This window comes from Photobacterium sp. SKA34, from assembly GCF_000153325.1.
In the GTDB taxonomy this organism is placed as follows: Bacteria; Pseudomonadota; Gammaproteobacteria; order Enterobacterales; family Vibrionaceae; genus Photobacterium.
In genome coordinates this window covers 1,226,607-1,242,422 of the sequence record NZ_CH724141.1, presented here as the reverse complement: position 1 = coordinate 1,242,422, position 15,816 = coordinate 1,226,607, and the positions used below count along the sequence as shown (strand labels likewise).

At 37.1% G+C, this 15,816-nt stretch carries 7 protein-coding genes; 6 read left to right on the top strand and 1 reads right to left on the bottom strand.

Annotation, left to right across the window (positions count from 1 at the left end):
• Window positions 1-41 precede the first annotated feature (41 nt).
• The 5 genes from SKA34_RS06885 (at window position 42) to SKA34_RS06865 (ending at window position 14,005) form a co-directional block, all read left to right on the top strand.
• Window positions 42-527, top strand: a complete 486-nt coding sequence (locus SKA34_RS06885; protein WP_006644772.1) for a DUF11 domain-containing protein — start codon at window positions 42-44, stop codon at window positions 525-527.
• Window positions 528-615: 88 nt separating this feature from the next.
• Window positions 616-3,873 carry a hypothetical protein gene (locus SKA34_RS06880; protein WP_006644771.1) on the top strand — a complete coding sequence of 1,086 codons (3,258 nt, stop codon included), beginning with the start codon at window positions 616-618 and terminating at the stop codon, window positions 3,871-3,873.
• Window positions 3,874-4,042: 169 nt separating this feature from the next.
• Window positions 4,043-10,603, top strand: coding sequence for a DUF11 domain-containing protein (locus SKA34_RS06875; protein ID WP_232284237.1), 6,561 nt, complete (start codon window positions 4,043-4,045; stop codon window positions 10,601-10,603).
• Window positions 10,604-10,619: 16 nt separating this feature from the next.
• Window positions 10,620-11,144 carry an OmpA family protein gene (locus SKA34_RS06870; protein ID WP_006644769.1) on the top strand — a complete coding sequence of 175 codons (525 nt, stop codon included), beginning with the start codon at window positions 10,620-10,622 and terminating at the stop codon, window positions 11,142-11,144.
• A gap of 32 nt (window positions 11,145-11,176) precedes the next feature.
• Window positions 11,177-14,005, top strand: coding sequence for a hypothetical protein (locus tag SKA34_RS06865; protein WP_006644768.1), 2,829 nt, complete (start codon window positions 11,177-11,179; stop codon window positions 14,003-14,005).
• A 121-nt stretch (window positions 14,006-14,126) separates the two neighbouring features.
• Here the strand turns inward: SKA34_RS06865 and SKA34_RS06860 are convergent, their stop codons facing one another.
• Window positions 14,127-15,299, bottom strand: coding sequence for an SEL1-like repeat protein (locus tag SKA34_RS06860; protein WP_006644767.1), 1,173 nt, complete (start codon window positions 15,297-15,299; stop codon window positions 14,127-14,129).
• A 62-nt stretch (window positions 15,300-15,361) separates the two neighbouring features.
• Here SKA34_RS06860 and SKA34_RS23305 point away from each other — a divergent pair.
• Window positions 15,362-15,816 (top strand): hypothetical protein (locus SKA34_RS23305; protein WP_006644766.1); only part of this gene is annotated, 455 nt, incomplete at its 3' end.

The following is a 15,816-nucleotide window of genomic DNA, read 5'->3' as shown; positions in this document are numbered from 1 at the left end:
TCGCTAATTTAAATTGCTTGTTATAAATTATGAGGTGTAACGTGAAAAGATTATTGCTTATATTATTTTTCGGTATAGCAGCTTCCTTTTATTCGATAGCTGATGATAAAAAAGCGCCTTTATCTAGTGACATGACAGCATTTGTTGTGAATGTTGATGATGAGGGTAAAGAAGTGTTTACTCCAGCTGAAACGGTTTATCCAAAAGACAATATTGAATATCGTCTTACATATAAAAATAATACGGATGAACCATTAAAAGGGCTTGTTGTTACTGGGCCTGTTCCCGCAAATACATTTTTTGTTTCTAATACAAATAACACCAAAGTTAATTCACAATTTTTAGTTAGTATTGATGGAGGAAAAAACTACGAATCTGAGCCGGTAAAACGTGAAATTATCAAAGATGGTAAGAAAGTGGAAATAATAATTCCACCTGAAAAGTACACGAATATTCGGTGGGTTCCAAAAGAGCCGATTAGCGGCAATCAAGAGCAAATCTTTAAATATCGTATTGAAGTTGAATAACTCCTGATATTTAAATATTTCACTATGCATCTGCAAGGGTGAAATTAATTCTCATATAACAACTTACACGTTATAAGGTAATCACTAAATGAAAACGCAACTTAAACCAATATCGAGATGGTTTATTGCGGGGATCATAACGGCTGGTTCAGCATCATTAATTAATCCGGCCCTTGCACAGACCCCTGTCAATACACCCATATCCAACAAAGCATTTGTTGAATATACCGATGAATCTGGAATTAAACACACTGTTGAATCCAACGAGCTTATTATTAATGTTGCTCAAGTTTACAGTGCAACAATTGAAGAAGATCGAAATGAAAAAGGTGTAGCAGGTAAAACTGTTAACTTCGCACACAAATTAACTAATACTGGTAATGGTCCAGACACCTATTCAATTTCGACACTTGCTAATTTATCAAGTGATGATTCACGTTTAGGTGATATAACAACATCCTTAATTGACACCGATATATCATACTTCTTTGATGAAAATTGTAATGGTAAAACGGATGATGGTGAACTTCCATTCGCTGGAGATACTGTAACCCTTGATGCGGGTGAATCTGCTTGTATGGTATTAGCCTTCCAAGTACCAGTGGATGCTAATAAAGACGACAAAATGGGTGCTCAATTAATTGTAAAAGCCCATGAAGGTACAGGCTCCGGTGTTGATGGTAAAGTCGAAGATAAAGGTGATAACAATGATGCGGCAGATCCTTTAGCTGGCTTTGATACTAACGGTGATGTCCTAACTGTAACTAACAACGCTGTTCTTGATTTGGAGAAAACAGCAACACCAATTGAGGGCACCTTCAAAGAAAGCGATGCTGACATTAACTTTGACGTTAACGGTGATGGTAGCATTGATGATGCGCCAGTTAACATTATTAAATATGAAGTAACTGTTCAAAATGACAGTATTACACCAGCGAAAGATGTTGTCATCTTTGATGGTGCTCCAGAGTATACCGTTGTTCTTCCATCGGGTACTTATGGTCCTGTAGGGTTTAATTTAAATGCGCTTCAAAATGATGTTGTAGCAACATATGCATCTGATTTGGCTGATGAAGGGTCTACTATCGATCTTAATCAAGATGGAGCAAATGGTAGCACTGAGGCTGATGTAGGTATTGATCTAAACAACAATGGTAATGCAACTGACACCGATCCTATTTCTGGTGTTTATGCAATGAAAAAAGAACTTAGTGTAGGTAAAGTGGGTATTACTTTCCACGTAGCTTACGATCCACTTAAAGTACCTGCTGAGACAGATCTCATAAATATTGCCTACGCTTGTGCTGATTTAAACAACGATGGTAATTTCGATGGAGAAGGTGAGTGTAATGATCCTGATCCAACCACGTCTGGTCCAGATACATCGAACCCAACAACCAAACCTTCTGAAAACAATTCTGGTGGTTCAATCACAGATACAGGTGATAAAGGTAATGACCCAGATGATGATACAAATGGTGGTGGTGATGATGATGGTGCTGTTGATGGTACGCAAACTATTACAACAGTTCCAGCTGGCGCCGAAGCTTATTTCTATAACATTGTAACTAACCTTGGTAATAAAGCTGATAGTTATGACTTAGTTACTGAGAACGACGTTACTAATCCTTTCCCTGCAGGAACAAGCTTTAGTTATCAAAATGGTACTGGTACAGCAGACCTTTCCGATACTAATGGTAACTTCACTGTAGATACTGGTTTAATTGACTCTGTTACTTGTTTGGAAACCGACTCAAGTACAATTACAGTTGCTGGTACTAATATAGAGTTAACTTGTAACCAAAAACTCATCAGAGTTGTTGCATCTCTTCCTCAAGATGGTGGTTCGCAAGCGACAGAGTCTCTAGCAACAACCACTGCAACATCATTTAATGATCCAACGGTTACTTTTAGTAAAATCGAGAAGCTAGAGAGTATCACTGGTCCAACAGTTGATGTGGCAAACACCGCAATAACTTCAATTGACCCTGCGACTAATATTGATGATGCAGCAAGTGGTGTTGCAACGACTTTCGATATAGCGTTGGGTGAATCTAAAGAAGTTGGTATCTATATCGCAAATGAAGGTGGTATTAATGATAGCTTCACGCTATTAGCTGAAGGTGTAAATGAAGGTGATGTGGTACCTGATGGTTGGAGTGTAGTCTTCAAGCATAACGGTATTGATACTGATGCCGACGGTAGCGTAAATGTTGCAGCTAGTGGTGAAATTATTACAGCAACACCAAATATTGGTCCTGGTTCTGTAATGCATATCACAGCAGTATTTACAGCACCTACAGATGCAGCTAAAGCATTAGCTGATAGTGATCAAGTTGGCGCGGTAAATGGTAACGCTGCGGGTGGTGATACTGACTTAGATTACATCATTTCAATTAAAGTATCTTCAAATGTAACCGGTGCTAGTGACCGTAAGTTAGAGGCATTTGATGTTGAATCGACTTCTTCCGTTGATATTTCTCCAGATTCATTAAGTGGTCAGGCTGAGAACGGCGGTAGTGAAGTTTATCCTCATACTTTAACTAATACTGGTAATACAACAGAAGAAGTTACGCTAGGTACATCTGATAGCGGCAGTGGCGATGGATTCACATCAATCATCATGGTCGATCACGATAATGATCCATTAACTCCAGATAAAAATGTTGCACTGTTGTGTGCTGATGGTGAAACAGAAGTATTGGCTGAGCAAGCCGATGGTTCTGTAGCTAGCATTGAAGTTGCTTGTCCTGCTGGAACATTGAACTTAGAACCTGGTGAAGAAGTATCAATCAACGTTCAAGTGCAAGTTCCACCAGAAGCTCCTGAAGGCTACAAAAATAACACTACCATTACTGCCACTGGTTCTAGTGCAGGTGCATCAGATGAAGCTATCGATACAACTGAAGTTGTAAATGGTGATGTTACTCTTGATAAATATGTAGGTGTGAGCGCTGGTTGTGATGGCACAATCACTGGCATGTTTGAGAAAGACCCATCTAATGGCCCTGGAGTTAAACCTGGTGAGTGTTTAGTTTGGAAACTTATTGCATCGAATAATGGCTTAGCTAAAACAGAAAATACCATTATTCGTGATGAGATTAAGAGTGGTGTTGAAACAATGGAAACCACTTCGTTCAAGTCTTGTCGTTTAAGTGAAACTGCACCTGGTGATGTTGTTGACTCAAGTACAGTTCTTGACCCTGCATTGCAATTTATTTGTGACCCGCAAGGACCGTCAGCGGATGCTACTTATGATCCTGCAACAATGACTATCTCTTTCGATGTTAGTGATTTAGAAAGTGGCGACTTATATGTTGCTGAATTCATGACTCGCGTCGAATAACTCTAACAAAGCCTCCCTAAGCAATTAGGGAGGCTTACTGAGCTTATTTTTTAAGTGAGCTCAGTAAGCCTTTTATATTTTCTTGTATTTTAGCCAGTGGAGAGCGCTTATGGCACTCTTAAATTTAATGAGAAAGATCAAATTACTATTTATCTATAGTTTGATTTTTATGAGTACAGCTGTCTATTCATTAACACCGGCTGGTACTAGGATTTTTAATAAAGCAGAGATGCAATATATAGATAGTGAAACGGGAAGGGTCGTTACTATTCTATCTAATATTATTGCTTTAAAAGTTCTACCATCGCGTGGTGTTGATTTATATCCCGATGAAGAAAAACAAATTAATGTTGCTCCTAATTCTTATTTAAGTGTCCCTCTAATTGTCGAGAATATAGGTAATGTTGATGATAAATATAATGTAGAACTGTTTAATCAATCTGGAGATTCAGGTGATTTATCTAGCCATAATAGTGATATCATTAAATTATATTTTGATGTAAATAAAAATGGCTTATTAGATTCTGGAGAAACTGAATTACCTAAAGATGAAAATGGAAATTACATTACTCCTGAGATGGTACCTGGTGAACAAATTTACCTTGTTTATAATGTTCAAATTCCAAGTCTTGCTCAATTTGATGATTTCTTTAATATTGAAACAGTTGCTACATCAAAAAGTGATCCTACTAAAAAAGACGGCAATATTACTAAAATTGTTATTTCAAATAAGGCTCAAATTAATCTTTCTTTAGATTCGGCTACTCAATGTGACAAGCCAGTAGGATCTAATAATATTATTGATTACAAAGTTAAATATATAAATGTTGGTGTTTTTCCACCTGAAAATTCAGAAAAACCATATCGTATTTTTGCTGGAAATGGGAATGGTGGTTATGATGAATTTTATCATTCAGGCGTATTAACTACGTTAGAAATTCCAAGTAATGTCAGTTTAGTTACCGATAAATCGTATAATAAGCCATCTTCTGGTACTCCAAATTTCTTACCTAAAACTGCGATCCTTGATAACTCTGTATTTTCTGGTGGTATTGTAGTTGTTGGTTTATTAAAATCAGTTACATCAAGCAAAAGCGATTATGATTTAGATTGGTATGATTACGGTTCATGGGATGGTAATGGATTAGTCCACAAGATTGGTTTTCTAGTATCAGCATCAAATATGGAAAATAACGAAAGTGGATTCTTTACTTATTCACTTAAAGTGAACAATATTACAGGTGCAAAACCATTCAAAATTTATAATCAAGCTAGCCTGAATTTAGATGCGGATGGTGGAAGTACAATACAAAGTAATCAGCGTTGCAATACGTTATCTGGTTTATCTTCTTACCAATTAGATTCAGATGGAAAATCAAATATTCACTTTGAAGAATTAACTCAAAGTATTAAAGACAGTGTTCGTAGTGGTAATAAGACTTTCGTTAGTATCAATAACTCTGATTTGTTTCCAAATACTGATTACTATCTTTTAAAAGAAAGTTTTGAATCATCTGAGTTTGATTTCAGTCCTTTTGCTGATGGTAAGTATGCGTCTATATTTTACCCTCAAGCCAACGAAGATCCTCTGAAACGAGACGTCATAGGCCCAGCAAGCAGTAATTTCAAGGTAGAACTAACCTCTTCATCTGACTCTCGCCCACTAAAATGGTTATTTGTAGAAACAGGCCCTAACACTGGTTTATTTAGATCTGCAATTCCAGTTACGGCAATGATGCATAGTGATGATTACACACGTGCTCATATAGATCATTGTGCAGAAGCGCACACAAGCGGTTGGCTAAATAGTTGGTTGGAAAACGAACATACTGAAAAAGAATTCCTAACTAATATCAATAATAAATTGAATCTTACCGGCCACGGGTTAAATGGGAATACGGCTAATGAATGTAAGATTGAGGCACATCCTAATGATAAATTAATTCTGGCGCTATATGATAAAAACGGCAATTTCATATTTGCGGATACAGCTTTTGTTAGCCCTCAAATGACCATTTTTGATGCTACTAATTTAGAAGGTATATCTGGTGTTGAAGTTAATTTTTATCAAACTGTTGATGGCAATGCGCCTAATGCAAAAAATCGAGTTCCAAATGTTGATGGATTAAAGCCGACTAACACCATTATTTCCGGTGAAGACGGTAAAATCATTTTCCCTAAGTTATCGCCGTCATCTGAAAATTATTATATATCAGTAAAAACACCAGACACTCATGTTTGGCCGTCATCATATAAAGAACCGTCATTATTCTTTACTTACAATGTAAAAGAGCAGTCTTATGGCCCATTTGGTCATAGTGACAAAGCGAATGCAGGTTTATTTAGTCATAAATTAATAGATACTAATGGTACAAACCTTGTATTCGATGTGCCTATTGATCCTGCCAATTTAGACAAAAGACTCACCGTTCAGAAAGAGGCTGATAAAGATACCGCAGAAATAGGTAGTTTTGTTAAATATACGGTGACATTACGAAATAATCTTGATGCATCTACACTCTATAATTCGGTAATTTATGATGCTTTACCTTATGGCTTTAAATATATAAAAGGTAGCGCTCGTTTAAATGAAATCAAAATTACAGATCCTGTAAGAAGCGATCAAAATGTTCTAACTTTCACTATTGGCAAGCTTCAAGCGAAAAATGATGCAGAGACGAAAGGTGTTTACACACTAACCTATATTCTTCAGTTGACTGCGGGTGCCATGGACTCTGATGGAGTTAACTCAGTTTACGCTCAGGGATCATTATTGGGCAAACCGACTGAACCTATCACTTCAAATATCGCAAAATTTAAGGTGAAAATCTCTCAAACTGGCGTTATGTCTGCTAGGGGTATCATTTTTGGTAAAGTTTATGTTGATGCTAAATGTAATACCTTAAGAGCGAATCAAGAATGGCCGATTGGTGGCGTTAAAATTTATCTTGAAACCGGTGATTACGTAATAACTGATGAAAATGGTCAATATTCATTATTTGGTGTTAAGCCTGGCAATCATGTAGTAAAAGTTGATCGTCAAACATTGCCGAAAGGCATCACTTTAATGCCTCTTGATACGAGGAATGCGGGAGCGGGTGATTCACGATTTGCTGATGTCCTTCGTGGTGAAATGCACAGAGCAGACTTTGCAGCGCCTTGTCCGAAAGATAACCAACTTGAAGTATTTGAAGAATTAAGAGGAAGAAATAAGAATATTAATGGTGATTGGCTATTAGATACTGTTGATAACTTCCGCGGTATGAATACACCATCCTCTAATTCAATTAAAAATAACACTTCTTCTTCGGGTATTGTTTCTGGTCCAAGCAATGTTGGTATGAATGATTTATCGAGTCCTTCTCAAAGCGATACCTCTGGTTATTCTTTGGAATACCGAAAAGGCGCTCTTGTAACAGTACAAAAAGCATTTGATGCATTACCAAAAGTTGTACAAGAAGAAGGCTATATTTATGAATCACAAGAAATAGCTTATTTACGTTTTGGTTTTAGTCAATCAGTTGATCAACTTATGGAATTGAAAAAGTCATTAGCAGTAAATCGTATATCGACTGAAGTTGTGGAAGTTTTCTACTCATCTATTCCTAATACGGCTAAAAATAATATCGATAATAAGATTGATGATTCAATACCATTACCACTTAAAGTTGCAGAGAAGATAACAAATGAGGAAGGTAAAGTAGGTACATGGTATTGGCCAAAAGATAATTACAGCTACGATGGTCGTTTTATTGTAGTAGTGAGAGGTGGTGTTGAACCGCATCTTTACATCAATGGCGATAAAGTAGATAGCGATAAACTCGGTGAGCAGATTCTTAACAAAAAAGCTAATTCTCAAATAATGGGTTGGTATGGTATTGAATTAGAGAGTGGTGAAAATTTAGTAGAAGTTAAAGCTAATGATAACTTTGGTAATGAGCGTGTTTTAGCCTCTAAAACAGTAGTAAAACCAGAATCAGCTAAACGTATATCTGTGGTTGCTCAAGACAGTGTTATTCAATCTGATGGTGGTCGTTCATCTATTCCTATTAGTATCAGTCTTTATGATGAATACGGAAACCTTGCTCGTGGTACTAACTTTATTACATTAAATTCTGATAAACGAATTAGTTGGTTAGAACCTGATATTCAGCCTACTGAAACAGGGTACCAAGTTCGTGTTACGAACGGACAAAAAACTGTATACCTACGTAGTGGTGAAGAAACAGGAAAATTAACGATTCAAGCTGCTCTTGATGACGTAGCTGATACCGTTGAGGTTTATCAAGTAGCAGCAAAACGTCCGTTAATGGTTGCTGGTATTCTTGATTACACAGCACGTTATTCAAACTTCTCGGGTCATGAGCCGACGCAACAAGCTGATGGATATAAAGATGATTCTTACACCCATGATGAACGTGGTGCTATTTTCTTAAAAGGTAATATTGTTGGTGGTCTTCACCTAACACTTAGTTATGATTCAGAAAAAACTGACGAAGAGTATCTACGTGAAATTGCTCCTGATAGTTATTACCCATTAGCAGGTGATGCAAGTATTAAGGGCTATGATGCTCGTAGTAGCAGCAAACTGTTTGCAAAAATAGAAAAAGAACGCCACTTCTTAATGTGGGGTGATTTCAACAGTGGAGATGGAGCAGACCGTTACGATCTTGGTCGCACAAGTCAGGTGCTAAACGGTATAAGTGCTATGTATAACGATGGTTTGTTCATGGCGCAAATCTATGGCGCACAACCTGAAGATCTTCACAAAGTTGATTTCATTGACGGTAATGGTACCGCCATGTTCTATAAAATTGGTACTTCAGATATCGTCCGTCATAGTGACTCGGTTTCATTACTTACTTATGACCGTAATAGCCCTGGTCTCATATTAGAAGAAATCAAACTTGTTCGTTATATCGATTACACCATTGATTACTTTAGCGGGGATATTACTTTCAATCGTGTAATTCCAACTTATGACAGTGCATTAAATCCTATGCGTGTTCGAATTGCATATGATGTTGAAGGTAATGGTGAAGAGTATAATGTTGCAGGTGCTCGATTAGGTTATCAATTCACGCCGAACTTTAGAACAGGTATTAGTTACGAATTTAACGATAATGATATCGAAGGCTATAAGATCGGTAGTGTTTGGGCAGAGTATAACTTTGACAGCAAAACTCAGTTTGCAGTGTCTTATGCAATGATGGATCACGAAGGTGCTGAAAGTGCCGATACCTTAAATGATCAAAACACAGTCTCTACAGATAGAATGAAAAAAGGTTCAGCGATTCGCTTATCTTTAAAAAGAGATTGGAATACCAAAGCAACTACCGAACTTGAATACGCAAGAGCAGAAAAAGGATTTACTAACACCTCTGCAAGTGTTTCAAGTGGTCGACAAGAAATTCGTTTACGTCACCGTCAAAAACTAACAGGTTTAATGAACTTAAACATTGAAGGTAATTTGTCTGAGTCTTTAGAAACCAAAGATAAGCAAGAGACTGTTAGTGTAACAATTGATACGCCAATTCTTGGTTCAAAATGGACGACAAGATTAGGTAGTCGTTATATCAAGAATACGACAGAAACGGATTCAGAAACTTACACAACGGCAATCGTTGGTTTAGGTCGTAGCTTCACATTGATGGATAAACCTGCGCGTATTAATACAGAATACGAACAAAGTTTTGGTCACGATGAAAAACGTCGCGTCAATGTTAAAGCTGATTGGAAAATTCATAAACAAGCCAACCTTTACACCCAGTATGAATATATTGACTCTCTCAGTGGTATTAGCAACCTAGGTAGCGGTACAACCAATATGTTTACAGCAGGTATAGATATTGATTGGCTAAATGGCGGTCGTACTTTTAGTGAGTTTCGTCAACGAGGTGCAACCGATGGTCGTAGCCTTGAGCTATCAAATGGCTACCGCGGTAAGTTCGAAGTTGTACCTGGAATCAGTATCGACCCAGCCATTGAATATGTGGAAGTACTTAAAGGCGATGCAGAAGATGGCGTGGCGGTTTCTTTAGGTGTTGCTGATGTTAGAAACCCGAACTATAAAACAACGGGACGTATTGAGTATCGCCACGGTGAGTCTGAAGATTATTACGGTCTAACCGGGGCGTGGGTTACTCGCTTGAGTCAAGATTGGAGTGGTTTAATTCGAGATGAATATCGATACCTTAATAAAGAGTCGGCTGAAAATACTTGGTCAAACCATTTCACAATGGGTCTTGCGTATCGCCCACGTTTAACAAATCGTTATCACATGCTTGGTGCTTATGAATGGAAAACAGAACATCAAGAAATTCAGCGTGATGCTCACATTCTTTCTACACACCATAACTATAAATTTTCACCAGAGTGGACTGTTTCAGGTCGCCTAGGTGTGAAATGGGAAGACTTCATTGAATATGACGATAATTATAACTCTATTACATCGATTATTGATGGAAGAGTTAATTACTACATTAATCGTCGTTGGGATGTTGATCTTCACGCAGGGTTACTATCTACAGATGGATTTGATAGTCGCCGTTACTCAGCAGGTTTAGGTTTAAATTATCTTGTTTATAAAAATATTCGTACAGGTATAGGTTATAACTTCATTGGCTTTGATGATGAAGACCTTGATCCACAAGGCTATAACCTACAAGGTTTCTATTTCAACCTCATGTTCAAACTTGATGACGATATGTTTGATTGGTTGAGTGAATAATAGTAGGGAGTCAAGAATGAGATTTATTGCAAAGGTAACTTTACCTATTCTTTTAGTAATGCTTCAAGGCTGTGTCAGTGATAGAGCTATTTATGCTGATTATGGTGACTTAGCATGTGGTACTACTGTCATTGAGGCACCAGCTCCTGCCATTATTCCTTCTGATCAGTGGCCAGTAGCTGTTTACTTCGATTTCGACAAACACGATCTGCAAATGTCTGAGCAATCTCAATTGGATTTAGCATCAAAAATTTTAAGCGATAACCCTCGTTACAGGGTCGCTGTTATTGGTTCTGCTGACTCAATGGGTGGGGCTAAATACAACGACAAACTGGCTTTAAAACGAGCAAAAGTTGTTGCTGATTATTTCTTTTCAAAAGGAATTGACCGTTCACGAATGGTGACTTTAAGCAGTGGTTCTCGAGAGCAATTTATTGTTTCAAAAGACCGAGAAGTAAATAGAGTTAATCGTCGTGCACAACTGATTTTATTAGGTGCTAACTATAACCCTGTTAGTTTAGATTTCAGTGCATCTAAATAATAAAGCGTAAATAATGCGCGGAGGAGCATCCGATGAATGTCTTCTATAGATTGATACAAAAAATAATTTTTATCTGTATAGCTCTAGTGAGTGTTCACGCTATTGCGTTAACAGAGTCAGGTGTGGTTATTAAAAACCAAGCTGGTGCGACTTATATAGATAGTGCTGATATTCAACGTAGCACAACCTCTAATATGGTTGAAACTATTGTTCAATCTGTATCAGGCGTAAGTCTAATTGATCCTCAAAGTAAACGTGTTGCTCCTGATGGTGTTGTTACATTTAATCATTTATTGACGAATGTTGGTAATGATACCGATACGTTCAAATTGTCATATGCTTTTGCTTCATCAGCAATTATCGAAAGTGTTCTTATTTATCCAGATGTAGATAACGACGGTGTTAAAGATGCAGGCTCAACGCCGATAGCAACAGATACCGTCCTTCAAGCGATGGCTCCGGATGAGGTTTATAGTTTTATTCTCGAAGTTGACATGAGTAATTCAGCTTCAGATGGTGATGTTGTCACGGTAGATATTACAGCTGAAAGTCAGAATAATGTGGTCGACGGTATTACTGTAGTATCAGGTGGAAGCAGTACAGCAACAAATCAAGATACTATCACGGTTTCATTACTACCTATCATTAATGCAACCAAAAATATGAGTGAGGACTTGGGTGACTCTCCAAGCGTCGCCCCCTTTACTGTAAGCCTTGTTTATGAAAATATTGGTGTGTCAGACATGCCCGTATCTTCTGATATAGCGGCGGTACAAGCTAACCCGACGCTTTCAAGCCATTACAATATTATCCTTGAAGATGTATTACCTGCTGGTATGTCATTTGCTGATGATAAAGTGCGTTGGACAATCGATGGTACTGAAATTGAGTTTGTTGTTAATGATGGCACGTCAAATTTATCCGTTCATGGAAGCTATGCTGGTTTCTTCGAATACACCAGTGGTGGTCAGGGAATTAAGGCTCAGATCATTGGTTTAGTTTCTGCTAAGAAAGCTAAAATTGATTTTGATGCTGTTATTGATAGCAATATATTAGCTCAAACACTTTTCAATCAAGCAACACTCGAATATATGTCGGATCCAGCATCACCTTCTGATCCTATGCTTGAAGAGCAAACAAATAAAGTCCCTTACGATGTATTAGCGCAATACTCAGTTGTTGCGAATGCTGGTGGTTGTGATGGTTCAGGTGCCAATTGTAATGCCCAAGATGATAGTGCGATTGATACCGTTAGGGTCGATTCTGCTAGTCAGGGCGAGCGCGTAAGTTTTACTAACTTCATCTGGAATCACGGTAATGATGAAGATATTTTTAACATCACTATTGAATCTGGCAATACATTCCCAGCAGGAACAACGTTCTTTTTATATAAAAGTGATGGTGTTACGCCTTTATTAGACACAGATAATGATGATAAACCTGATACAGGTCCAATTCCGGGTAAAAACGATACTTGTAAATCTTATCAAGTAGAGGGTTCAACCTCTGAAACCGGTATAAAAGCTTGTGGTGTTAAAGTTGTGCTTGTTGCGACTCTTCCTGCTAGTGTGACCTCTGGCAGTGACTTCCAAGTGGTCAAGAAAGCCACGTCTTCAAGCGATACCTCGAAATTTAATTTAGTAACAGATGAACTCGGCAGTATTGTTGGCAATACTGTTGATATTACAAATGATGAGCCTTTAAAGAACGCTGAAAATCCTTCATCAGCATGTGAAGATACAAGTAGTAACTGTGGTGTGGGTCAAGGCCCAGAAGCTTCACCAGTTAGAACTGTTTCGGTCATTCCAGGTAATGTGGCGAAGTTTGATTTATATGTAACAAATACTTCAAACGTCGCAGATTCTTATACTCTATCATTCAGTGACGCTGTGACTGGCGCAGATCCTAATACCTTTGTTGCTGGCTCTTTACCTAATGGATGGGGAGTAACGTTTAAAGATGGGGCTGATGGCAGTGTTATTACAAGTATCCCTGTTCTAGGCCCTCAAAAAAGTACATATGTAATTGCAGAAGTCTCTGTTCCTGAAGATGCGACGTCTCCACTATCAGTATTCTTTAAAGCAATATCGCCTACATCTGGTGCAACAGACATGAAACACGATCGTGTTGGTTTAACATTTGATGGAAGTTCTTGCTTGAGCATAGATACTGGCACTGAAGGTAGAATGTTCAGTGGCGGTCACATTACTTACAAACATCGAATTACCAATTTAAGTTATGAAGAAAAAACCGACATTAGCTTAACTGCATCAAATTCACCATCTGGACTTGCATCAGTCATGCTATTTGAAGATACAAACAGTAATGGGGAGCTGGATGAAAATGATGTTCAAATCGTTGCGCCAATTGCTTCGCTTGCAGCTCAAGCAGACTATATCTTCTTCTCTCGGGTGCAACTTAATAGTGGTATCGCTGAAGGCTTAAAAGTATCTACAACAATTGAAGCACAAGCAGCGTGTGGTAGTGCTTCAATAGTGGATTTGACTTACGTGACAGATACCATAATGAACATTATTAAAGAGCAAGCGCTTGATAGTAACTGTGATGGTACAGAGGAGGGGGCATTTACTCTCAATACATTTGATGTTCAACCTAACGAATGCATTATTTATCGTTTAATGTCTACGAATATCGGTATTAAAGATGCTCATAATGTTAGGTTTAAAGATGAAGTACCTCTGTACACTAAGCACAGAATAATTGGCTCTTTACCATCAATTTCAAATGGTACACCGATTACCATTAGCGAAGGTCATCAAGGTGACATTATTATTGATGCTAATTCTGTTGCTACGGGCGAGAGTGTAGTACTTCTATTTGCAGTTCAAGTTGATGATTAAACGATTCACACTATAGATAAAACAAATTTTGTTATGTTGACGAAACACTTGCTTGGCGAATTGCCAAGCAAGATTTTTTTATTTAAAAGGGATGATTTACATAAAAGTGTAAATATAGAATTTATTCAGGAAGGTTTTCTAATAACTCAATAGCTTTTTTGTTGCCATACTTAGCAGACTCTTTTAACCAATGCTCAGCTTTATCAAGTGATTCTTCTGCACCATCACCATCAGCATACATGCTTGCTAAATTATACATTGCTAAATTATTTCCATTCTTAGCTGATTTTTGATACCAAAATAATGCTTTTTTATAATCTTGTTTTGAAATTCTACCTTGATCATAAATTTTAGCGAGTTGAAAGCTCGCATCTAGGTTTCCATTTTTATCTTCATTTTCTAATTGTTGAATAATGTTTTTAGAATCAGTGTTAATTAATTCTGGATATTCAAGAGTAAGAATTAATAATTCATAATTTGCTTTAATAACTTTTTGTTCTACTGCTTTGCTTAAGTGAAAGTAACTTTTCTTTACATCTATTTCATTTCCATAAAGTCCATATTGATAAATATTACCTAATGTAAGGTGTGAATAGCCATTCTCTTTTTCTGCTGAAGTGTTGAGTAGAGCCAAAGCTCTTGGAATATCTTGATCCGTCTGAAGTAATGAGATAGCAAGAAGATAATTACTGTATTCATTAGCATTAAAACCTTTTACTGAAAAAACGCCTATGCATTTTTCGAAATTATCACTGATAAAGTAGAGATATCCGAATGAATAGGTAGAAGGAGCATGGCTTTTATCATGGTTTACTTTTAAAAGATGCTCCGCTTTTTCTAAATTCACGTTTCCACCGCGGCCATCAATAAGCATAAGTGCTAATGAATAATGAGACAGTATATGACTATCAATTGTAGCTGCTTGATTATAATAGTCTCTAGCTTGTGATTCAGACTTTTCGAGCCAGTGACCTTTCTCATATAAGTTACCTAAATAAAATAAGGCATCACTGTTGTTATCAGAGAAATCCTTAATATTATTTATTGCTTCAATTCTTTCTTCATCAGTTGACGATGAATTCTCAATAATAATAATATTCTTAGAAAGACTTGGCTGGAAATCTAATTTTTTTATTGGCGAGGTTATTGAACTGTTATTTTTTTCTTTCGTCTTCAATACAACAATATGTTCTGAGTTATTGTCAATTTTAGATATTGATTTTACGCTTTCAGTGTCTTTATCAGCACTACAGCTAATAAGTACAATTAAGCTAGGAAATAAAATTCTTTTCATGATTGATTTATCCTATCCCTGCACTATGTTTAATTTTAGAACATAAGTTAAGGAATGGTATTATGCGCTATTTATTTATTTTCTTATTTTTAAGTATTTTTACGGGATGTGCTTCAAGTAATTTAACTTCATCTTGGGTTGATACATCTTATACAAAATTTCCAATAAAAAGCACAATGGTTGTAGCTATGTCTGACAACTTACGTGTAAGACGGATCTTTGAAGATGATATGGTCAAACAATTACAAACTCATGGGGTGAATGCAATCCCGAGTTCGCAAGTTTTTCCTAACGAGTTACCGTCTAAAAGCGATATTGAGGCGTATATAAAAAAACATAATACGCAAACCCTTTTTGTCGCAAAATTGATAAATATTGAAGATAAAGAGGTTCGTTATCCCGGTGGAAGCGGGTATGGCTCTTATGGTCGAGGGGTTAGCTTTAATAGCTATTACAATACGTCATATAGCTATATTTATGATGACAGTTATTCTGTGTCTTATGAATTTGTGAACGT

What these genes read in the sequence shown, in the direction of transcription:
- SKA34_RS06880 (WP_006644771.1), top strand. Translation starts at nt 616, where the DNA reads ATGAAAACGCAACTTAAACCAATATCGAGATGGTTTATTGCGGGGATC.
- SKA34_RS06875 (WP_232284237.1), top strand. Translation starts at nt 4,043, where the DNA reads ATGAGTACAGCTGTCTATTCATTAACACCGGCTGGTACTAGGATTTTT.
- SKA34_RS06870 (WP_006644769.1), top strand. Translation starts at nt 10,620, where the DNA reads ATGAGATTTATTGCAAAGGTAACTTTACCTATTCTTTTAGTAATGCTT.
- SKA34_RS06865 (WP_006644768.1), top strand. Translation starts at nt 11,177, where the DNA reads ATGAATGTCTTCTATAGATTGATACAAAAAATAATTTTTATCTGTATA.
- SKA34_RS06860 (WP_006644767.1), bottom strand. Translation starts at nt 15,299, where the DNA reads ATGAAAAGAATTTTATTTCCTAGCTTAATTGTACTTATTAGCTGTAGT.